The organism is Agromyces sp. NPDC029043 (assembly GCF_055564615.1).
Genome location: NZ_JBVHVX010000014.1, coordinates 67,869 through 89,284 on the forward strand (window position 1 = coordinate 67,869; position 21,416 = coordinate 89,284).

Consider the following 21,416-nt stretch of genomic DNA (forward strand, 5'->3'; position numbering starts at 1 on the left):
ATGGTGATGTTCGTGTGTGTGCGGAGAAATGGCGTCAGATGATGTCGGGGCGGACGCCCGCACTCCAGGCGTAGGGGAGTTCGGTGCCGTTGAGGAGGTGATCGCCGATGGTGCGCAGCTTCTGATTGATCGGGTTGTGTACGGCCAGGGTGCGGGCGTTGCGCCAGTGCCGGTCGAAGGCGAGATCGATATCGACGATGGACGCGCCGCCCACCTCGAACAGTTCGCTGGTCGCGGCCAGCACCTGCGCGGCGACCGACGCCTGCGCCTGCCCGGCGGCCAGTTCCAGGGCGCGCACGGCGTCCGGATCCTCCGGATCGTTCGCGAGTAATTCGTCGAGTAGATCGGCGACGGCGAGAACCGTTGCGCGCGAGGCGAAAGCAACCGACGAGAGTTTGCCGATGACCTCCTGCACCAGCGGATCGTGGCGCTGCACATCGGCTGCGGAGTGCGTGAAGGTGCGGTTGCGGTTGCGAATCCAGTCGACGGTGTCGGAGGTGGCGCGCGCGGCGATGCCGGCGAGCCCGGCGAGCTGGAACAGCTGCAGGTAGGCGGTGGAGTAGGTCGGCCCGGCGGTGCCGTAACCGGGGCCGAGGATGTCCTCATCGGTCACCCGGACATCGGTGAACACGGTGGTGCCGCTCGCGGTGAGCTTCTGCCCGAAGCCTTTCCAGTCGTCGAGGCGGTTGACGCCGTCGGCGTCGGAGCGCACCAGCACGCTGACCCGGTCACCTTCGCGGTCCGCGGCGACGAGTATGTGATCGGCGTACAACGATCCGGTGCTGTAGAACTTCTCGCCGTTGAGCAGCCAGTGATCGCCGTCGCGCAGGAGTTGGGTGCGGTAGTGATCGATGGCGCCCGAGCCCGCCTCGGTGATGGCGTTGCCGACCAGTGCGCCCTCGGCGATCGCCCGCAACAGCCGCTCGTTGCCGGAGATCAGCTGATCCTCCACGAAGGCGAAATGCACGCGCAGCGCCTGCGGGATGTTGGAGTCCGCGGCGGCGAGGTCGATGAGCTCGGAGAACAGTTCACGCACCGACGCCCCCGAACCCCCGAAGGAGGTCGGCAGCCGCAACGCTCCGAAGCCGTTGCGCCACAGCAGACGGACCGCGTCGTGGGCGAGCTCGCGGCTGCGTTCACGGGCGACGGCGCCGTCGGCGATCGTCGCGTAGACATCGGCGTACTGCCGCGGACCGAGCAGCGTGGTCGGCCGGATCGTCGGCGTCACGGGTGCAGAGGTGGTATCGAGCACGGAATCAAGGGTCATGGCGGACACCGTGGCAGTAGGGATTCACGATTGCACCCGTTTGATTCACGACGGTGCTAACTGTCCGGGATGTGCCACGCACCGGACCTGCGTCGGGTCGTCGTGGCGGCTCTTGCGCGCACCGTGATTCCAAGGGATGCGAGCACCGGCCCCGTGCCGGAATACTCGCCTGCGTTCGTATGCCCGTAGTTCTGTAGTCCCGTGCCGCTTGCCGGCGAGGAGGTTCTGTGACCGTCACCGAGACCGATGCTCGTGTGCCCACCCACGACGCCGCCCATCTGAGACGGGTCTTCGGCGCGTTCCCCACCGGGGTGACGGCGCTCGCGGGACTCGTCGACGGCGAGCCGGTGGGATTGGCGGCGAGCTCCTTCACCTCGGTGTCGCTGGAGCCCGCGCTGGTGTCCGTGTGCATCGCGCATTCGTCGTCGACATGGCCGGTGCTGCGTTCCGCCCGCCGCATCGGCGTCAGCGTCCTCGCGGCCGATCAGCACGGCATCGCCCGCCAGCTCTCCAGCCGCGCGGGGGACCGGTTCGCGGGGATCGGCTGGCGTGCCGTCGACGACGCCGTCCTGCTCGACGACGCTGCCGCATCACTGGAATGCTCTGTGCACCAGATGATTCGGGTCGGAGATCACGATATTGTCGTGCTCGCGGTGCACGCTCTGGACGCATCGGCGGACAGCGATCCGCTGGTCTTCCACGGCAGCCGTTTCGCGCGGGTCGAACACGCCGCGCGCTGAGTAGCGCGAACCCCCGGGTCGTCGACGCTACTTGGCGTCCTGATCCGCCTGGGTGAGGATGACGTACTGCGCCGAGATCTGCTGCTGGACCTTTTCCAGTTCGAGTCCCTGCGCCTGGCCCACGTAGCGGCCGACCTGCACCCAGCAGGTGTAGGTCGCGCTCCCGCCGGCCGTCACGCCGCTGACGCACGGTGCCTTCGGTAATCCCTTGGGTGAGTCCGCCTTTGTGCCGTTGTCGTAGGTGAGCGCCTGGACGAAATCGGTGACGACGCCGCCCGCCTTGGTGGCGTCGGGGGCGCGATAGACGGTGGTCAACCAGACGCCAACATCGGTGACGCCGTGCCGGTTCGGGATGTCGTAGGCGGTCTGCTGGCTCATGGCATCCGAGGCATAGTGGGCCGCGGCGCGCACCCCCAGGCCGCGGGATGCCGACGGCGTGTACTCGGCATCCTCGGCGTCGGGTGCCAGCGCGTACACGGCGATATCGTGCTCGTCGACCGGCACCGGAGCCTTCAGGTCACGCGGTTGGTACCCATCGATCAGCGCGGTCTGCTTCGTCACCGCGTTCGCGATCGCGGGCAGCGACGCCTTCTCGTTGCCGTACACGCTGGTGATGAAGACGTACTCGTCGTGGGTGGTGTATCCGGTCAACGTGGTCTCACCGGAGGCGGGTGCCGGGTCCAGCGATGACCGTACGCCGGTCGTGTTCGGGATCGTCGGCATCGGATACGCGGTGACCTTGTTGGGTTTGCCCGAGAAGGACGCGGTCCGCGGATGCTTGATCTGATCGTCGGAGAGCTGGCGCGCTGCGGTCGACGCCGCTTCCGACGAGCTGAAGCGCAGGACGCTGATCTCGAAGGTGTTCTTCGACGAGTGCTCGCCTCCATGCGCCGCGAAGCCGCCGACGAAACCGTCGATGGCGGGCGATCCGTCGGTGACGAAGTCGGAGAGATCGTTGACGTTGCCGCTCCCGGAGGAGTAGTCGGCGAAGCGCAGATCGGCTTCGGTGGGGAAGATGACGTAATCGCCCAGTCGCCGGTTCTCCAGATACTGCTTCTTGGAGTTGTCGGTTTCATCGGGGAGCGGAGCCGAGGGCACCAGCGCGTAACCGCCGGTGTCGAGGTCGGCGACGGTGACCTCCGGATCGGATGTGGTGTTTGCCGCCGCGACGTAGTCCGCGGTCGGTGTCCCGGAAGTCGTGCAGCCGGTCACGGTGAGTGCGCCTGCCACGGCGATGGTGGTGCAGATGAGTCGAGTACGCGTCGTCGACATGGTCGGATCCCCTCCTGTACGCCGCGGATCGCGGCGACCTGATCGAGGATGGAGTCTAACGAGCGTCGGTTGCTCCCCAGAACAGGGGACGTCGGCATCCGACCGGGCGAATGACGCCCACGTCCTCGCTATCGGGTTCAGGCGTCGTCGACGCCGAGTTCGGCGAGGATCGACGCGGTGTGCTCGCCGAGGCGGGGTACGTCACCCATCGCGAGCTCGACGTCGTCGAAGGTCATGGGTGGTAGCAGCGCGGAGATGGGTCCGACCTCGGTCTGTACCGTGCGCCACCGGTCCCGGTCATGCAGCTGGGGATGCTCGACGACGCCGTCGAGCTCCCGGATCTCCGCGGCCGGCACCCCGGCGGCGGCGAGTTTGGCGTCGAGGTCATCGCCTGCGTACTTCACCGTCTCCGCGGCCACCAGCGCGTCGACCTCGGCACGGCGGGCGACACGCTCGATGTTCGTGGCATACCGGGGGTCATCGGCCAGGTCGGCGCGACCCAGCACATCCCGGACGAGGGCCTGCCAGCCCCGGTCGTTCTGGACGCCGATGAGGATCTCGCCGTCGGCGGTCGGGTAGCGGTCGTACGGGACGATCGCGGCGTGCCCGACGCCCGAGCGCGCGATCTGACGGTCACCGTAAAGACGCATGTACATGGGATGGCCCATCCACTCGACGGTCGCGTCGAACATGGACACGGCGATCGACGCCCCGGCGCCGGTCGTACCGCGACGCACCAGCGCGCCCAGCACCGAGGTGAGCGCGTACATACCGGCCGCGATATCCGAGGTGGGGATCCCCGTCTTGGCGACCTCCTCGGGGCTGCCGGTCACCGAGATCAGCCCGGCCTCGGCCTGCACCAACATGTCGTAGGCCTTGCGTTCCTTGAACGGCCCGGCGTCACCGTAACCGGACATGTCGACGACGATTAGCTCCGGATGATCGGCGCGCAGATCCTCGGCGCTCAGCCCCAGACGCGTGGTGGCGCCCGGTGCGAAGTTCTGTACGAAGACATCGGCACGGTCGATCAGCCGACGCAGAATACTCAGTCCGCGTTCGGTTTTCAGGTCCAGAGCGATGGATTCTTTACCCCGGTTGAGCCAGACGAAGTGCGTCGCGAGTCCGTGTACGGCGGCGTCGTAGCGGCGGGCGAAGTCGCCCTCGCCGACGCGCTCGATCTTGATGACACGGGCACCCATATCGGCGAGATGCCGGGTCGCGAGAGGTGCGGCGACGGCCTGCTCGAGTGCGACGACGGTGATGCCGTCAAGGGGCAGCGGCGCGGGACTCGACGAGGGGCTCATGTCGGGGCAACTCTACCCCTGCGAACACATCCGCGATCGCTTCCCCCGCCCGGTGCGGGAGGGTCAGAGGCTTCTCGCGATGAGGTCCTTCATGACCTCGTTGGCGCCGGCGTAGATCTTGGAAATCCGACCATCGACGAAGAGCCTGGCGATGGGGTATTCCTCCATGTAGCCGTACCCGCCGTGTAGCTGCAGGCAGCGGTCGACGATCTGCGTCTGCTGCTCGGAGCACCACAGTTTGATCATCGCGGCGCCTGTGACATCGAGCTCACCGCGCACATGCTTGGCGATGGCATCCTCGACGAAGCAGCGCATCACCTCAACGGCTGTGGCGACATCGGCCAGTTCGAACCGCGTGTTCTGCAGGGCGAACAGTGGCTTGCCGAAGGCGTACCGCTCCTTGACGTAGGTCAGCGTGTGCTCGTATGCGGCCTCGACGGCGCCCAGTGCGGCAGCCCCGATGATCAGACGCTCCTGGGGGAGTTGCTGCATCAACTGGATGAAGCCCTGCCCTTCGACGCCGCCCAGGAGATGGGTGGCGGGCACCCGCAGGCCGTCGAAGAAGAGTTCGGTGGTGTCCTGACCCTTTTGGCCGATCTTCTTCAGTTTGCGGCCGCGCTCGAAACCGGCCGGCTGCTCACCGACCTCGGCGACGAGCAGCGAGACGCCCGACGCACCCAGGGTGGGGTCGGTCTTGGCCGCGATGATCAGCAAATCACAGGTGGCACCGTTCGAGATGAAGGTTTTGGCACCGGTGATGACGTACTCGTCACCGTCGCGGACTGCGCGGGTGGCGATGGACTGCAGATCCGAACCGGTACCCGGCTCGGTCATCGCGATCGCACCGATCCACTCACCCGACGCCAGCTTCGGAAGCCAGTTCAGCTTCTGCTCCTCCGATGCGTAGGCCAGCAGATAGTGCGGCACGATGCCGGAGTGCACGCCGAGCTGCATGGACAGCTCAGCGCTGCGCGCCTGCTCGCGGAACAGGACGGCATCATGGGCGAAAGTTGCTCCGCCACCGCCATATTCCTCCGGAATGGACATGCTCAGCAGACCGAGCTCACCGGCGCGTCGGTAGAGGGCCCGGTCGGGTTCACCTGCGGCGGCGAACTCCTCGTGGCGCGGCGCGACCTCCTTGGTGAAGAACTCACGGGCGAGTGCGGACAGGTCGGCGAGTTCGGTGGTCAGATCATCGGTGGGAGCCGTGGACACGATGGGTTCCTTCACTTCTGGTAGAGGGCGTCGATCTGCTCGGAGTACTTCTTGGCGATCGGTGATCGCTTGAGCTTCATGGTCGGGGTGAGCTCATCACCTCCGGGAATCCAGTAGGTGGGCAACACCTTCCAGGATCGGATGTGCTCGACGCGGGACAGTTTCGCGTTCGCTTGATCCACGGCCACCTCGATCGCCTCGATGATGCCGGGATGTACGGCGAGCGCCTCGGGGGTGGCGTCGGCGAGCCCTGCCTTGGCAGCGAACGCTGCTGCCGCGTCGGGATCGAGGGCGATCAGTGCGGACACGAATGGTCGGTTGTCACCGATAGCGGCCACCGAGCCGATGAGCGGGCTCACGGCTTTGAGTGCACCCTCGATGTTGCTGGGCGACATGTTCTTTCCGCCGGAGTTGATGATCAACTCCTTCTTGCGGTCGATGATCGTCAGGTAGCCCTGGGCATCGAGGGTGCCGATGTCGCCGGTGTGAATCCAGCCGGCGCTGTCGAGGGTGTCGGCGGTGCGTACGGGATCGTTGTGATAGCCGCGCATGACGCCCATACCGCGGACCAGCACCTCGCCGTCGTCGGCCAGAGTGACCTCGGTGCCGGGGATCGCCTTGCCGACGGAGCCGTAGACCGGCGCGTTGATCGGGTTGACGGTGGTGACCGCGGAGGTCTCCGACATTCCCCATGCCTCCATGACCGGAACACCCAGTGCCAGCATGAATTCCAACGCTCCGACATCAACGGGAGCGGCGCCCGATACGGCGGCGGTCAGTGAATCCATGCCGAGCTTGGCACGCAACTTCGACAGCACCAACCGGTCCGCGAGCTCTGCCTGCACAGTGTCGAGCGGGCCGAGTGTGGTGCCCGCAACGGTTGCGGCGGCCTTCTTCTTGCCTGCGCGCAGCGCCCACCGCGCCAGGTTGCCCTTGATGCCGTCCTCGTCGGCGATGGTGAGCTCGATGCTGCCCTTGATCTTGTACCAGAGCATCGGCACCGCGACGAAGAACGTCGGGCGGACCTGGCCGAGCGTTTCGATCAGGGCCTTCGGGTTATCGAGGTCGGTGACGGTGATGCCGAAGTACATGGGCGCGTACTGGCAGATCCAGCGGTTGATGAGGTGCGCATCCGGCAGATACGAGATGACCCGGCCGCGGGTCAGGTCACCGATGACCTCGGTGATCACCTCGAGCTGATAGAGCAGGTTGGCGTGGGTCAGCTGAACGCCCTTGGGGTTTCCGGTGGTTCCGCTGGTGTAGATCAGCGTGAGCACGTCATCAGCGGTGACGGCCTGCCAGGCGGCGTCGAAGTCGAAATCCGGTGCGCCGCTGTTCTCGAGATCGGCGAGGGTGGCGACGCCGTCGGTGCACTGCGGGGCGTCGACGACGATCAGCGTGCTCGCTGACGTGCCCTTCGCAGCTTCGCGCACACGATCGAGGAACTGCGTCTCGGTGATGACGATGCGCGGCTCGGCATTGTTGAACAGGTAGGCGATCTGCGGTGCCGAGTTCGTGTTGTACACCGAGAACGTGATGGCGCCGAGGTGCATTGCGGCGGCGTCGACGATGTGGAACTCGGGTCGGTTGGTGAGCATGATGCCGACGACATCGCCGCGGCTCACGCCGGCCGCCGTGAGACCGGCCGCGGCTGCGCGCACCCGGCGCCCATACTCGGACCAGGTGAGCTCGGCGGAGCCGTCGGCACGGCGGATGGCCGCCTCGCCGCCGAGCTCGGCGACACGGTGCTGGAAGTGCCCGCACAGGCTGTTGGGTGTGTAGCTCATGATGTCCTCGATCTGGTGGTGATGGAATCGTGTTGATGCGAAATCGACTGCGAGTCAGGCGTTGGCCAGGTCATGCCATTTCATACTCGGGACCGATCTTCGAGTTTGCGGATGATGTCGTGAATGGCGCTGCTACGCACCAACTGTGCGTCCAGTGCGGGGTTGATCAGTCCGCGCAGCAGCGAGTACGCCGTCCACTGCTTCGGTGCGATGGCTCGGGCCCTGCGGTGCGCAACGGCGCTGACGATGACCTCGGCGGCGTGATCTCCGGTGATGCGTTTGTTCAACGGCCAGGGGAGTTGAGCGCCGATCTCCTGGCCGAGCGGGTCGTCGTCGAGGGTGGCGCGTGTCATCTGCGTCTCGACGATGCCGAAGTACGCCAATCCGGCGGACGCGTCATGGGGTGCGAGTTCGATGCGCAGGGCCCGCCCGAGCTGTTCCACGGCGGACTTGCTGATCATGTATGCCGAGCCGCCCATACCGGGAGCGAATGCCGCGCACGACGCGATGAGCTGAATGTGGCCGTGGGAAGCGATGATCGGCTCGATACTTGCCTTCACCGTGTTGAATGCGCCGAGCAGATTGATGTCGAGCACCCGCTCGAAGGCGTCGGGTTCGACATCGCGCAGCGTGGCAGGCAACGGGGTGACACCGGCATTGGCAACCGCGATGTCGAGCTTGCCGAATCTGTCGATGCCTTCCTCGACAGCGGCGCGCAGCGCACCGAGGTCACGCACATCGGCGGTCACAGCCACCACGTTGCGGTTGCCGATGGTTTCGGCGGCCGCGGCAAGCAGGGTGGGGTTGACGTCGGTGAGGACGACCCGCCCGCCTCGCTCGACAAGACGGCGTGCAGTGGCCAGGCCGATGCCCTGAGCGGCACCGGTGATCAGTGCAACGGAACCGGGTAGCCCTAGGGCGGTGGACGCGCTCATCCGACCAGCTCCCGTCCCTGCTCGCTGACGATGCTCCGCGGCCCCGTCATCCGGACGTCGAAGTCGCGCAACGCGACCGATCGCATGGTGCGCCGGAAGTTGACGACGAACCCGGGCCAGAAGGTGTAGTTGCGGCCCGACGGACTGAGGTAGTAGCTCGAGCATCCTCCGGTGTTCCACACCGAATCGGTCAACCCCTCATCAACCGATTCGATGAAGCGCTGCTGCGCGCCCGCTGTGACATCGATACTGCGGATCCCCTTGTCGCGCATCTGTGTGAGCGCGTCGACGAGATAGTCGAGCTGTGCCTCGATGGTGACGACCTGCGAGGTGTACACCACCGAGTTGGGGCCGAGGATCTGGAACATGTTGGGGAACCCGGTGACGCTGGTGCCCAGGTACGCCGCCATCTCGCCGTCCCAGACCTCGGTGAGGCTGCGCCCGTCACGTCCGCGGATGCGGGTGAAGCCCTCATTGCCCGCGAGCTTGAATCCGGTACCCAGGATGATGGTGTCCACATCGTGCGTGAGACCGTCGGCGGTCTCCACTCCGGTGGCGGTCACCCGGCTGATGCCGGAGGTGACAACAGTCGAATTCTGTGCTGCCAGTGCGGGATAGAAGGTATTGGAGAAGGTCGGCCGTTTACAGCCGAACGCGTAGGTCGGTGACAGTGCACGACGCAACGCCGGATCGGCCACCTGCCGGCGCAGGTTCCACCGTCCGGCGGCGGCGAACGGGGCCAGCATCCACGGATGCTTGACCAGTCCGGGGACCATTGCTTCCTGCACCAAGCTGCAGGACCCCCGAAGGGCGCGCTGGGTGATGGGGAACCGCCGGAACATGCGGCGGACCGACGCCGCCACCGGGCGGTCGGGGTGGGGCAGAATCCACGTCGGGGTGCGTTGGAACAGTAGCAGTTCCTCGACGTGCGGCTGGATCTGTGGCACGAACTGCACCGCGGAGGCGCCGGTGCCGATGACCGCGACCTTCTTGCCCGCAGCCTCCCATTCGTGATTCCAGTCCGCGGAGTGGAAGACCTCACCGGTGAAGTCCTGTAGCCCTTCGATATCCGGTGTCGACGGCTCGCTGAACGGACCGGTCGCGGCCACCAGGACGTCGGCGGTGACGTCCGAGCCACCTGCGGTGATGCGCCATACCTGGGCCAGGTCATCCCAATCGGCGGCGGTGACCTCGTGGTTGAAGCGGATGTGGTCGGTGACGCCGTATTCGTCGGAGCAGCGGGTTATGTAGCGCCGGATCTCCGGCTGGAGTGGGTAGAGACGCGTCCAGTCCGGGTTGGGGGCGAACGAGAAGGAGTAGAGCGCCGAGGGGATATCGCATTGCGCCCCCGGGTAGGTGTTGACCTGCCAGGTGCCGCCGATTGCGTCAGCGCGCTCAAAGATCAGATAATCGTCGAATCCTGCTTGATTGAGCCGGATTCCGGCTCCGATACCTCCGAACCCGGTACCGATGATCGCGACGTGGACGTGGTGCGGGGCGTGTCCCGCGGGGGCTGTGTCTGCCACTGGTGTTCTCCTAGATGTCGATGACGACGTGGTCGTCGGCGGCGCGCGAAACACAGAGCATCATCGAGTCGTCTTTCTCCTCGCCGATGAGCACGCGGTCGTGGTGGACGACGCGGCCGTCGAGTACCTTGACCCGGCAGGCACCGCAGAAGCCCTGCTGGCACGAATAGCGGACGTCGGGCTTGACTCGGCGGATCGCGGCGAGGGCCGTCTCATCGGCGTCGACCTCCACCGAGCCACCGTCGGCGAAGTCGATGCGGAAGGGAGCGCCGTTGATGATCGGGGGCGGCGAGAACCGTTCGCTGTGCAGTTCGCGGCCGTGTTGCTCGGTGGCGACGATGCGGCGGGCTTCCTCCAGCATTGCCGAGGGCCCGCACAGGTAGACGGGAGTATCGCTGTCGCCGAGCAGATCCTGAACTCGCGGAGATGTTCCGTACTCGTCGTCGGAGCGGATCTGCACCCGGCTCGGGTCGATGGCGAGGAGCTCGTCGATGAACGGCATCGTGGAGCGGGAGCGGCCGGTGTAGATCAGCGTCCAGTCGACACCGTGGCGGGCCGCTTCCCGGACCATCGGCAGGATCGGGGTGATGCCGATACCTCCGGCGATGAACAGGCACCGATCGTTCGGGGCCAACGGAAACGCGTTGCGTGGCCCGCGGATGTGCAGGGTGTTACCGGGACGGAGTAGATGCATCTCCGCGGAGCCGAGGCCATCGGGGATGCGGCGCACCGCAATTCGGTAGCTGAGCCGGTCGGCGGGGTCGCCGGTCAGCGAGTAGTGGCGTTGCCTGCCGGATGCGGTGAAGACGTCGATGTGTGCGCCGGGGGTCCACCGGGGCAAGGTCTGCTCGTCGGGGCGGGCCAGGGTGACCATGCGGACGCCGTCGGCTGCGGCGATGCTCTCGGTGACATCGAGGCGCAGGTCGAAGCCGACGCGTCGCACCGGGTGGATCGGCGAAAGGCGTTCTGCGTAGCGGCCTTCGGCGAATATGCGGGAGTAGCCACGTGCCAGACGTCCGATGGCGCCGAGGATCGGTGTCGGATTCTCGATGTCGGTGGTGGCGGGCAGGAGATAGTTCACGGCTGTGCCGCCCGCGCCGCCGGTGAGATCGCGAGATACCGCACCGCCTTGTCGATGTCACCCATCGCCGACGGATGGAAGCCCGGCTTGAGGTAGTAGTAGATCTGCTCGAACAGGAATGAGACACCGGGGATCAGGTTCTTGCGGGCCGCCAGCGCAAAGGCGACCGGCCATGGCTTGCGACGTTGGACGGTGGTGTCGTTGCGGTAGAGAAACGCCGCGGTCCAGAACCACAGTGAAGCGAGGCCGACGCAGGCGATGATCGCGGTGCGCGCCCGTCGGATGTACCCGCCGTCGACGTAGGCAAAGGCGTCGAAGGCGACGTTGCGGTGCTCGAGCTCCTCCGCGCCATGCCAGCGCAGCAGATCCAGCATCGTCGGGTCTACACCGATCCGGTCGAACTCGGTGTTGTCGAGCAGCCACTCACCGACAACCGCGGTGAAGTGCTCGGCGGCCGCGTAGATGCCGAGGCGTTCGGCGAGCCAGGCGCGTCCGGCTCGACCGGAGGTCAGGCCGTGATCGCCGAAGACCTTCTGCACGGCGTACTCGATGCGCAGCATGATCGGGGAGATCTCGACACCGTTGGCGATCAGATAGTTGCGGAAGCCCTCGTGGGAGGACGCGTGGGTGGCCTCCTGCCCGACGAATCCGACGACCTCCTCACGCAGCCGCTCGTCGTGGATGTAGGGGAGTGCCTGGGCGAAAACGTCGGCCATGGAGCGCTCGCCCTCGGGCAGCACCATGTGCATGACGTTCCAGAAGTGCGTCGCATATGGCTCGCCGGGAATGTATTCGAGTGGGACGCCTGTCCAGTCGAAGGACACCGGTCGGGCGTTGATCGCCAGGGCTTCGTCGTCGTATTCGCGGGTGCGAGCGCCATCGGCACTGGTCATGGGGACCTCCTCGATCAGACACGGGGACGTGACCTGGGTCATGTCCGGAACGTTGAAACATATTACATATCAGTGTTTCAGTGTCTAGTGTCGACTAGGCTGCATCCATGTCGCTTACCGATTTGTTCGCCGCGTCGGCGGACATCGACCCGGCGGCCGATCCGATCCTGGACGGTGCCCTGGCCGTCTTCGCCGATATCGGCATCCGCCGGGCGACGGTCGACGACATCGCCAAGCGTGCGCGGGTCGGGCGGGTCACGGTGTATCGCCGGATCGGTGGGAAGAACGAGATCCTCGCGGCCGTCATGTTGCGCGAGGCCACCCGACTGTTCACCGATATCGCGGCGGCGGCGGAGAACTCGGACACCTACGCCGACCGCATCGTCAACGCCTTCACGACGACGGTGACCACCATCCGCGACAATCCCGTGTGGAATCGGGTCCTCGAACTGGAGCCGGGGACGGTGCTCGATCAGCTGACGCTCAACGGCGGGCTCATCCTCGCCGCCGCCGTCGAGGCCATCGTCAACGTACTGCGCACCCCCGACACCGAACTCGACGACGACGCTCTGCGCGCACGCGCCGAGATCCTGGTGCGCATCACGCACTCCATCCTGCTGACCCCGCACGTGTTCATCCCGCTGGGTACCCGCGCGGAGGTCGAGGAGTTCGCGCGGACCCATCTCCTGGTGATCGCCGATCCCCGTACCTGAAACCCTGCGAACTCTCCCTCAGGCGGCGAGGAAGGCGTCGATCTGGTTGATCGCGCTGGTGGCGCCGTCGACCATGCCCATCTCGAGGACCTGCTGCAGTGCTTCGGCGCTGGCGTAGACACCGGTGTAGATGGCCACCGTCTTCCCGTCCTTCTCGGTGAAGGCATAGGTGTTGGTGGAGACCGGCATCGATTCGATGGGATTGAGATCGCCGTCGGCGAAGCCGTCCCGGAAGGTGAATCCGGTGGGCTCGTCGACGGAGATGACTTCCCAGTAGCCGCCGAACTTTTCGCCTTCCGGGCTGGTCATGTAATACGTGACGCGGCCGCCGGGGGTCAGGCTGTGCTCGACGACGGTGGCCGGGTAGGTGGGCGGACCCCAGATCTGCTCGAGCTGACGCGGATCGGCGTAGACCTGCCACACGCGATCGATCGGGGCGTCGAACTCGGCGGTGATGACCAGGGTGTGGGTGTCGATGTCGTGGGAGGTTCCGATGACAGGCATGGGTTAGTCCTTTGCGGGAGGGTCGTGCGGTGGGGTGGTGCCGGCGAGGAGATCGTCGATGCGGGCGATGCGCCCTCGCCAGATGACTTCGAGTTCGGAGAGCAGGTCTCCGACGGCACGGACTGCGGTGACATCCCCGGACGCGAGTTGCTCACGGCCACTTCGCCTTTTGGTGAGCAGCCCCGCGCGTTCGAGAACGGCGACGTGTTTCTGGACGGCGGCGAAGCTCATGGGGTAGTTCTCCGCCAGTGATGACACCGAATACTCCCCGGCCAACACGCGCCGCATGATGTCGCGGCGGGTGCGGTCGGACAGTGCGTGGAACAGGGCATCTGCCTGGTCCTCGTCGGTGTCGGCCACGGAATCAATATACAACCAGGCGGTTGTACGTTGTCAACCCCTGCCCCCTGCGGCCGCGTACATAACTACGGTCTGTGGTGCGCGCGGCGACAATAATCGGCGCGGTGGTCGCTATTGACCGCACTTGTTCCGCACTCGTTCCCGCGCCGGCCTCGACCCTCACCCGCTGAGCTGCATCGATCGCAGCGTCGCGAGCATTTCGGTGCGCGTCTCGGCGCCGAGGCGGCGCTTGATCCGCGCGACGTGATGCTCGACGGTCTTCGCGGAGATGAACAGCCGCTCGCCGATGTCGCGATAGGTGATGCCGGACAACAGAAGTGCGCCCACCTCCCGCTCGCGCTCGCTGAGCCGGGTCATGGGGGAGCCGCCGGAGGGCTCGGCGTCGGTGGTCACCACGCGATGGGTGCGCAGCGAGCGGGCGAGTTGCAGCATGGCGCTTGCGACCCGAGGGTCGGGGGCGCGCAGCGCGGCATGTCCGGCGAGGCGGGCGGCATCCCAGGTGTAGCCGTTCTCGTCGAGGTGGCGGGCCGCCGCGTCGACGCGGTCACCGTCGACGTCGCCCCCGAGCACCTCCACCCACACCCGTCCGGCCTGCGCGAGCGCTGCGGCCTGGGTGCAGTTGCGGCCCGCCTCGGCCAGTGCCCGTGCGTGCGGGATGAGCGCGTCCGGTCGCCCGGCGGCGATGGCAGCATGCACCCCGGACCAGTGAAAGGCCGTGCTCCACTGGGACATCGGGCCGAGCGCCGCCACCAGCTCGGACGCCTCGGCGAGAGAGGGTTCCAGGCGGATGAGGCGTCGGGTCTGCGCGGCGGCCACCCAGAGTTCCCCGATGAACAGCAGCGAGAAGAGATCCACGTGATGCTCGGCGACCAGGTCGAGCGCGGCGTCGACCGTCGCCTCCAGCCCGCCGTCGTCCCCGCGGCGGCGCGCCAGACCCACGCGCAGGATCGCGGTGGCGAGTTCCTCACGTGGGCAGAGGTTTTCGGTGGAGAGTCGGGTGATGATCGACGACGGTCCGTCGAGGTCGCCCTCGACCATCGACACCCAGGCGAGCAGCACCTGCTGCCGGTGTCGATACAGCGCGGGCAGATCGGCGGGGAGCTTGCGCAACACCGATCGTGCGGTGGCGGGCTGACCTCGATGCAGAGCCAGCTGCGCGGCGATCGCCGCCGACGATTCGATCCGCACCCGCTCCGCGAGGCAATCGCGCTCCACATTGGCGGCGGCGAGCAGGGTGTGCAGGGCGCCGCCGCCCCCGCCGACCGACGCCGCGAGACCTTGCGCGGTCAGTTGATCGACCCGATCGGACATGCGTGGGCTGCACGACAGTGATTCGGCCATCGGCACGTCCAGCAGTGCGGGGATGTGCCCGTTGACGGCATCGATGGTGGCCCATCGGGCGTGGGTGACGGTGCCTGGTGTCGCGCTCGCGTCCCGATCATGTGCCCACGTGAGCAGCGTCGTGCATCGCTGAGCATCTCCGCGCAGGACGGCTGCCGTGGCCGCCAGGTCGACGGCGCGGGTGCGTTGTGCGTCGTCGATCGTGTCCCAGAGCGGATCGAGTGCGGTGCCCACCCCGGCGGCGTCGCCGGTGAGCAGGCGGCCGGCGATGGTGTCGATCCGCGTCGCGGGCGAGCGCTCGATGCCGTCGGCGGCCAGTCGCGTGGCGATCGTGTCGGAGACGCCGCCGTGGGAGGCGAGCAGCGTGGCCAGCCCGTTCTCCACCTCCAGCAGCCGAGTGCGTCCGAGGACCACGGCGGCCTGCCGGTGGACCTCGGCGGTGAGGCGGCTCCCGGCGTCGAGGAGGCCCGAACACCGTGCTGTATCGATGATGTCGGCGGCGCGGGCGTAGTCGACCCCGAGTGCGGCCGCGATGTCGGTGGTGCCGATCGATGGATCGAGACTCAGCAGGACGATGCCGGACACCTCGGTCTCGGAGTACTCCCACAGGCGATTGCGGATCTCCCCGGCGACGACCTTGTCCAGGATGACGGGGTCTGCGGTGAGGTGGGCCGCGGCCGTCTCGACGAGCCAGGGCAGACCCCCGGTGACGGTGTGGATACGCTGCGCGACAGCAGCGGTGCTGTGCCCGGACAGGCCTGTCAGGACATCGTCGATGTCGGTGGGGGAGAACGGTCCGAGCCGAATCGGCGGTGCGCCCGCGGTGATCGCAGCGGTGGCGACGCGGAGCCGGGGGCGGCGTTGCCGGGGCCCGGTCGCGGCGATCACGACCTGCGACGGCCCTCGCGTGGCGTCGACGATGCCGTCGAGCTCGGCATCGCTGCGGCGGTCGAGATCGTCGACGAGGATCACCCCGGGTGTTGCCGGGGCGGTCCGCGGATCGCTGGTCACCGGGATGCCGCGTTCGGTCAGGCCGTCGGCGATACCCCGAAGCAGCCGGGTCTTGCCGTATCCGGATGGTGCGACGACGAGGCGGCCGCATCCGCTGAGCGGATCGATCGACGCGGCCACCTCGGCGCCGAGTTCCCGGTAGCGGGCTGTCCAGGTCATGACTCAACCAGCCGCGCGGGTCGATGTGATCGCTTGGGCAGCAGCGGGATTGGGGCCGGAGTTCGACAGTCCGGAGCCGTCGCCGGCCCCTCCGTCCCCGGAATCCGTTCCTCCGTTGCCCGTTCCCCCGGCGCCGCCTCCGGAATCGGTACCGCCCGACCCGTCATCGGTGCCCCCGGACCCGTCGCCCGTGCCGCCTGTCCCGTTGCCGGTGCCTCCGGTTCCCGTGTCCGGTTCACTGACCTCGGGGGTACTCGGTGGATCGGACGGCCAGGGCTCGGTGGTCGAGGTGATGGTGGTCTCGACGGTCGGCGGTGGAGCGACCACCTCCGGCTGCTCCTCGATTACCGGTGCCTGCTGTACGGACGTGGTGGTGCTGCTGGCCGTGGAGACCGGTGCCACCGATGCCGGGGTGCTCGGGGGTGCCGGTTCGTCGTCGCGGGAGAGTGCGGCGGCGGTCCCGCCGACGAGCAGGGCGAGGGCCGCGGCCACGCCGGCGATGATGAGCATCCGACGACGGCGAGTGGTGCCGCCGGGTTGCTGCTCGGCCGGTTCGGTTTCGGCGAAGCTCAGCACCGGGCGCGGACCCACCGCGGGCTGCGGGCTGGTCGGAGACGTCGGCGCGGCGAAAGCTGCTGCGGTGACCGGGAATTCGCGAGAGCTGGCAGGTGGTTCCGCGGGCGCGGGTGATGAGGGAAGGGGCCGTGCCGGTGCGCCGACCGTCGGATCGGATCGCCGGGCGGCAGGTCCGGTGGATCCTGCGGGATCGGTTCGTGCGCCCGCGAGATGGGCGGCACGGCGGGCGGCTCCGCGCACCGCGGTGGTCGCCGGATCGGCGTCGACGAGGACGGGCAGATGGAACTGCCCCGAAAGGTGTTGTGTGAGTGCACCGATCGACGCCCCACCGCCGATCGCGGCGATGCCGGTCAGCTCGGAGACAGAGCGGCCAGCACGTTCGAGGGCTTCCCGAATCGTGGATGCACAGCGGTCGAGGGACGGTTCGAGCACGTCGTCGAGTTCATCGCGGGTGATCCGCACGTCACCGCGGTAGGTGGGCAGATCGACGTCGACGTCGACGGCGGTGGTCGCGGAGAGCTCCTCTTTCGCCTGCGCGCAGCGGACTCGCAGGACGCCGAGTGCCGCCGTGAGGTTGGGGTCCGGGGAGGCGAGGGTCGACGGGTCGTCGACAACCTGGGACAGGATGTGCCGCATGAGGGCATGATCGATGTCGTTGCCGCTGGGTTCGTCGACGTGCAGCGGATCGGCGACGAGCCGGCCGCCATCGATGATGCCCACCGTCGTGCCCGACGCCCCGGCATCAACGACCGCGACGAGACCATCGGCGGGGAAGTCGGGGAGGCGTCGGAGTTCGGCGAGGGCGCAGGCCAGGTCGGGCTCGAGGCGGGCATCGGCGAGCGACGACTCGGCGAGAGCACCCTTCAGCGCGGCGAGTTGATGTGGTGCCCACCAGGCCGGAATTCCGACGACGATGCTCGGAGGCGTGGTGAAGCCGGCAGCCGCTGCCCGGGCCAGGCTCTTGATGGCGGCGACGGTGAGGTCCTCGGCGAGATGGGTGGCGCCGTCGGCGGCCGTGAGTGGCACCGGATCACCGACGCGCTCGACGAAGCCGCCGAGAGTCATGCCGCCCGCCCCCACACGGGGATTCTCGGTGGATGTCCCGGACTCCGGCGTGCGCATGGATTGCGCCGCTCCGTCGAGGGTGATGACCGAGGTGTGCCGCACGCACGGGGCGTCGGGCGATGCTGCCCGCAGATAGCGCGTGCCGAGGGTGATACCGAGTGCCGTGGCCATGGGATGTCCTCTGGTTGATCGTTCCGGGTGGCTGTGTCGTCGAGTCAACGGCAGTCGTCGGGGTAGGTCGTGAGTAGCGGACTACTCGAAAGCGCGGGGGTACGTAGGGGGAGGGTGGGTGGCACCACCTACGCCGACGGCCCGGGGTGCCTCCGGCGGCGTTGATCCCCTATCCGTGGGCGGGCATTCCCCGGGGTGATCCCCTAGTGGCGCGACGATCCTACGGGCGAACTCCCGTAGTGGTGGGTCTCCGACGGCCGATACGCTCGAAACAGCGTGGACCCGGCGAAAAACGTTCTGGCCGAACACTTCCGAATCGGTCGGGACGCCCCGGAAACGCGGCGTCGAGGAACTCACCGAGGAGGATACGTGTCAGGTTCGTCGTTGTTGGAGTTCGTCATGTCGCTGGCACATGATCCCCGGGTGGCCGCCGCCTACGCGGCCGACCCGGAGCAGGTACTCCACGACTCGGGTCTGGCCGACGTCGCCGCGGCGGACATCGACGCGCTCCTCCCGATCGCCGATTCCTCGACCGGCGGAACGGCTGACAGCAGCATCTGGCAGGCCAGCGAGGCGGCGCATGCCTTCGATATGGGTGATCCGCCGTCGATCGATGCGGTACCAGACGGCGGCGCGGTGCCGGTCGATCACCCTTTGCCCGGCGCAATCCATTCCGATGCCGGATTCTCGACGGTCCCCGATCCCGGTTTGCCTGATCCCGATTTCTCAGAGCCGCTGGCGCCGAACCCCGTCCTGCCGGACCCCGTCTTTGCCGATCAAACCTTCCCTGATCACGCCTATGCCGATCACGCCCCTGGTGATCCCGCGTCTGCCGATCTGGCGTTTGCCGAACCCGCCTCGATACAGCACCACGACGTCTCGACCCTCGATCTCACCCCACCCGATCCGGCACACTCCGGCGGTTTTCCCGATGTCCCCGACGACGTCTTCTGACTCCCCCCTACCGATCCCCGACGGCGGGGGCGCAAGTACGGGGATCTACCCCGTTGGGGCGGATCGCACTCGGCCATAGCGTTTCTCATATCTCGCACGAGCGTCACGTCTCCACCGGCGAGACCCACGACTAGGAGTTCCCATGAGCAAGGACACCGTCCTCGGCGAGCATGCCGCGCAGGCACACGATTCCGGTGCCGCGCCGACCGCCGAGGAGCAGAATGCGCTGATCCAGTTCATCCTCAGCATCTTCGGCGATGAACAGAAGGCGGCGGACTTCGCCGATGATCCGGACGGGTGCATGGCCGACGCCGGGCTTTCACACGTCACACCGCAGGAGGTCCATCACGCGGTGGAGGCCGTGGCGCAGAACATCCCGGCACCGAGCGGCGGAGGGGGCGGGCACTGGCAGCCGTCCTACCCCGACCACGGCAGCGCCGCCAGCGTCCTGCAGCAGATCACCAACAACTACTACCAGCAGATCCTGAACATCAACGGCGACAACAATCACGTCGACATGAAGCAGGTGATCGCCAGTGGTGACGGCGCGGTAGCCATCGGCGAGGACAGCAACGGCAATATCGCGACCACCGGCGGCACCGCCGGCGACGGCAACACGACGCACAACACCACCGACAACGACACGACCACCGTCGACAAGTCGATCCATGGCGACGGCAGTGGCAACACGTCGGGCACAGCGGTGGATGATCACTCCCGCACCGATGATCACTCCTCGCTCGGCGTCAAGGCCGACGGTGGCGGGGCGCAGGTGCCGATGCAAACCTTTGCGCCGACATCGATCGCCGTCGACCCGGCGCCTGCGGTAGCCGCGGCCGCCGTCAGTGCCTCCGGCGGCGACATCATGACGGAATCGCACGCGGCACAGCCGTTTACCGAGGTTCCCGACTCCGTCCTCCTGGGCGATGATCCCGCCTCGAACGACTATCTGGACCACGTGGTGCACGTCAGCCCCGACGACCCCAACGTCGTCGGAGGTGACGCGCCTGTCGAGCACGATCCGCCCGATTTCCAGCCGATCGAGGGCGCCTCGGTACCCGACTTCTTTGCCACCGACATCGACCCCGGCCAACACGTCGACGGACCCATGGACGGCGGACACTACGACGTCGACCACTCCGGCGATCCGAATTCCGGACTCGATCCGTCCATCACGTACGCCCCGGATCACGTCGATCCCACCGCCCTCCCCGTCGACTCCGGCTATGAACCGAGTGGCGCGGAAAGCTATGTCCCCGAGCCGGTCTCGGCGGCACCCGTCGTCTCCGACGCGGGGCCCGCGCCCGCCGTCGAATTCCACGACGGCTCCTGAGAGCTTGGGGGCGGATGCGGACCCCATCCCCGCACGCATCCGCCCCCATTCCCCGGGTCCCCCGAATCCGAAGGGGGGATCAACCCCGTTCCCGCAACCGCCGGCAGCCCATAGCGTCTAAGGCATCGGGAACATCATCTCGACACCCACAACCGAACACCATCACTCATCAACTCGCACAAAGGAAATCATCATGAGCGGCAACTCGCAGTGGAACGCCGGCAACACCGACTGGACCCAGACCGACGTCAGTTCGTCGGGCACCGGATCGGTTGCCGTCGGCGGTGACAGCACCGGCAACATCGCCACGACGGGTGGCGTCGCCGGCGACGGAAACGTCGTGGGCAACACCTTCGACAACGACGTCACCAACGTCGACGAGTCGGTGCACGGCAACAACTCCGGCAACACCCAGGTCACGCAGGTCGACGATCACAGCACCAACGACAATCACGCTCAGGTCAACGTCTCTGCCGATGGCGGTTCCGCCGGTGCAGGCGGTGACGGTGGCGCAGCGGGTGGCGGCTTCGCGGGCCTCTTCGGCGGTGCCGGTGACGGTGGTGACGGCGGGAACTCCTGGGGCGGCGACGGTGGAGCGAACCTGTCCGGGATCGACCTCGGTACGCATCACAACGGACCCATTGTCGACGGCAGCAGCTCGTACACCGAGACGCATGACAGCCACAACATCTCGGACTCGTTCAACGACGAGCGCAGCTACGACTCGCACGACGACAACTCGACGAACGACTCGTTCAACGACAACTCGCAGCATGACTCGCACGACTCGTCGTCGAACGGCCTGGAACTGCCCGATCCGGCCAATGCCATCGGCGCCATCGGTGGCGCGGTCGGCGGAATCTACGGTGGCGCAGCGGGTGCCGTCGGTGACGCGGCCGGCGGCGTGGTCGATGCGATCGGCGACGTCTTCGACGACATCTTCTGATCACGACGGCAGGGAGTCGGCGCTCGGCACGGTGCCGGACGTCGACTCCCGTACGTGTCGATCAATCAGCGGGGAGCTGAAACACCATGGATATCAACACCACCAAGGTCTGCCAGATCATCGAGAAGCTGGTCGGCATGGCCCACGACGCCGGGCGCGAGGATCTCGTCGGACGGCTCCGCTCCGCACGATCCAGAATCGACGATCCGCGTGCCCGGGTCGTCGTCGTGGGGCAACTCAAGCAGGGCAAGAGCCATCTGATC

The 21,416-nt window shown here is 67.1% G+C and carries 19 protein-coding genes; 5 read left to right on the forward strand and 14 right to left on the reverse strand.

Annotated features, from left to right (window positions below):
* Positions 1–34 precede the first annotated feature (34 nt).
* Positions 35–1,267 carry an acyl-CoA dehydrogenase family protein gene (locus ACZ4TW_RS16535; protein WP_465544328.1) on the reverse strand — a complete coding sequence of 411 codons (1,233 nt, stop codon included), beginning with the start codon at positions 1,265–1,267 and terminating at the stop codon, positions 35–37.
* Positions 1,268–1,494: 227 nt separating this feature from the next.
* Between ACZ4TW_RS16535 and ACZ4TW_RS16540 the strand changes: the two genes are divergently transcribed.
* Positions 1,495–2,007 carry a flavin reductase family protein gene (locus ACZ4TW_RS16540; protein ID WP_465544330.1) on the forward strand — a complete coding sequence of 171 codons (513 nt, stop codon included), beginning with the start codon at positions 1,495–1,497 and terminating at the stop codon, positions 2,005–2,007.
* Positions 2,008–2,034: 27 nt separating this feature from the next.
* Here ACZ4TW_RS16540 and ACZ4TW_RS16545 read toward each other — a convergent pair whose 3' ends face one another.
* The 8 genes from ACZ4TW_RS16545 to ACZ4TW_RS16580 form a co-directional block, all read right to left on the reverse strand.
* Positions 2,035–3,279: a DUF7373 family lipoprotein gene (locus ACZ4TW_RS16545; protein WP_465544331.1), complete on the reverse strand. Its 1,245-nt coding sequence runs from the start codon at positions 3,277–3,279 to the stop codon at positions 2,035–2,037.
* 137 nt (positions 3,280–3,416) lie between these two features.
* The gene (locus ACZ4TW_RS16550) at positions 3,417–4,583 is read right to left on the reverse strand and encodes a CaiB/BaiF CoA transferase family protein (protein WP_465544333.1); all 1,167 of its coding nucleotides are present in this window, start codon (positions 4,581–4,583) and stop codon (positions 3,417–3,419) included.
* Positions 4,584–4,646: 63 nt separating this feature from the next.
* Positions 4,647–5,798 carry an acyl-CoA dehydrogenase family protein gene (locus tag ACZ4TW_RS16555; RefSeq protein ID WP_465544335.1) on the reverse strand — a complete coding sequence of 384 codons (1,152 nt, stop codon included), beginning with the start codon at positions 5,796–5,798 and terminating at the stop codon, positions 4,647–4,649.
* Positions 5,799–5,809: 11 nt separating this feature from the next.
* On the reverse strand, positions 5,810–7,585 hold the full coding sequence (locus ACZ4TW_RS16560) for an AMP-dependent synthetase/ligase (protein ID WP_465544337.1): 1,776 nt from the start codon (positions 7,583–7,585) through the stop codon (positions 5,810–5,812).
* An 80-nt stretch (positions 7,586–7,665) separates the two neighbouring features.
* Positions 7,666–8,520, reverse strand: a complete 855-nt coding sequence (locus tag ACZ4TW_RS16565) for a short-chain dehydrogenase/reductase (RefSeq protein WP_465544339.1) — start codon at positions 8,518–8,520, stop codon at positions 7,666–7,668.
* Positions 8,517–10,046 (reverse strand): flavin-containing monooxygenase, encoded by a 1,530-nt coding sequence (locus tag ACZ4TW_RS16570; protein WP_465544341.1) that lies wholly within the window; start codon positions 10,044–10,046, stop codon positions 8,517–8,519. Before ACZ4TW_RS16570 ends, ACZ4TW_RS16565 begins: the two co-directional genes overlap by 4 nt.
* Positions 10,047–10,056: 10 nt before the next feature.
* Positions 10,057–11,127 (reverse strand): PDR/VanB family oxidoreductase, encoded by a 1,071-nt coding sequence (locus ACZ4TW_RS16575; RefSeq protein ID WP_465544343.1) that lies wholly within the window; start codon positions 11,125–11,127, stop codon positions 10,057–10,059.
* The gene (locus tag ACZ4TW_RS16580) at positions 11,124–12,020 is read right to left on the reverse strand and encodes a metal-dependent hydrolase (protein ID WP_465544345.1); all 897 of its coding nucleotides are present in this window, start codon (positions 12,018–12,020) and stop codon (positions 11,124–11,126) included. Before ACZ4TW_RS16580 ends, ACZ4TW_RS16575 begins: the two co-directional genes overlap by 4 nt.
* Positions 12,021–12,127: 107 nt before the next feature.
* Between ACZ4TW_RS16580 and ACZ4TW_RS16585 the strand changes: the two genes are divergently transcribed.
* Complete coding sequence (locus tag ACZ4TW_RS16585) at positions 12,128–12,733, forward strand: TetR/AcrR family transcriptional regulator (protein ID WP_465544347.1); 606 nt, start codon at positions 12,128–12,130, stop codon at positions 12,731–12,733.
* 18 nt (positions 12,734–12,751) lie between these two features.
* On the opposite strand, the gene ACZ4TW_RS16590 is transcribed toward ACZ4TW_RS16585, so the two are convergent.
* The 4 genes from ACZ4TW_RS16590 to ACZ4TW_RS16605 form a co-directional block, all read right to left on the reverse strand.
* Positions 12,752–13,237, reverse strand: coding sequence for an SRPBCC family protein (locus tag ACZ4TW_RS16590; RefSeq protein WP_465544349.1), 486 nt, complete (start codon positions 13,235–13,237; stop codon positions 12,752–12,754).
* Between the two features lie 3 nt (positions 13,238–13,240).
* Positions 13,241–13,597, reverse strand: coding sequence for an ArsR/SmtB family transcription factor (locus ACZ4TW_RS16595; protein ID WP_465544351.1), 357 nt, complete (start codon positions 13,595–13,597; stop codon positions 13,241–13,243).
* 159 nt (positions 13,598–13,756) lie between these two features.
* Positions 13,757–16,108, reverse strand: coding sequence for a helix-turn-helix transcriptional regulator (locus tag ACZ4TW_RS16600; protein ID WP_465544353.1), 2,352 nt, complete (start codon positions 16,106–16,108; stop codon positions 13,757–13,759).
* Between the two features lie 3 nt (positions 16,109–16,111).
* On the reverse strand, positions 16,112–17,920 hold the full coding sequence (locus ACZ4TW_RS16605; RefSeq protein WP_465544354.1) for an Hsp70 family protein: 1,809 nt from the start codon (positions 17,918–17,920) through the stop codon (positions 16,112–16,114).
* Positions 17,921–18,289: 369 nt separating this feature from the next.
* On the opposite strand from ACZ4TW_RS16605, the gene ACZ4TW_RS16610 reads away from it, so the two are divergent.
* From ACZ4TW_RS16610 to ACZ4TW_RS16620, 3 genes are all read left to right on the forward strand, one after another.
* Positions 18,290–18,874, forward strand: coding sequence for an IniB N-terminal domain-containing protein (locus tag ACZ4TW_RS16610; protein WP_465544356.1), 585 nt, complete (start codon positions 18,290–18,292; stop codon positions 18,872–18,874).
* A 142-nt stretch (positions 18,875–19,016) separates the two neighbouring features.
* A complete protein-coding gene (locus tag ACZ4TW_RS16615) occupies positions 19,017–20,207 on the forward strand; it encodes an IniB N-terminal domain-containing protein (RefSeq protein ID WP_465544358.1) in 1,191 nt (396 codons plus the stop codon).
* A 193-nt stretch (positions 20,208–20,400) separates the two neighbouring features.
* Positions 20,401–21,153 carry a hypothetical protein gene (locus ACZ4TW_RS16620; protein ID WP_465544359.1) on the forward strand — a complete coding sequence of 251 codons (753 nt, stop codon included), beginning with the start codon at positions 20,401–20,403 and terminating at the stop codon, positions 21,151–21,153.
* 65 nt (positions 21,154–21,218) lie between these two features.
* On the opposite strand, the gene ACZ4TW_RS16625 is transcribed toward ACZ4TW_RS16620, so the two are convergent.
* Entirely contained in the window at positions 21,219–21,410 is a 192-nt protein-coding gene (locus tag ACZ4TW_RS16625) for a hypothetical protein (RefSeq protein ID WP_465544415.1), read from the reverse strand.
* Between the last annotated feature and the right edge of the window lie 6 nt (positions 21,411–21,416).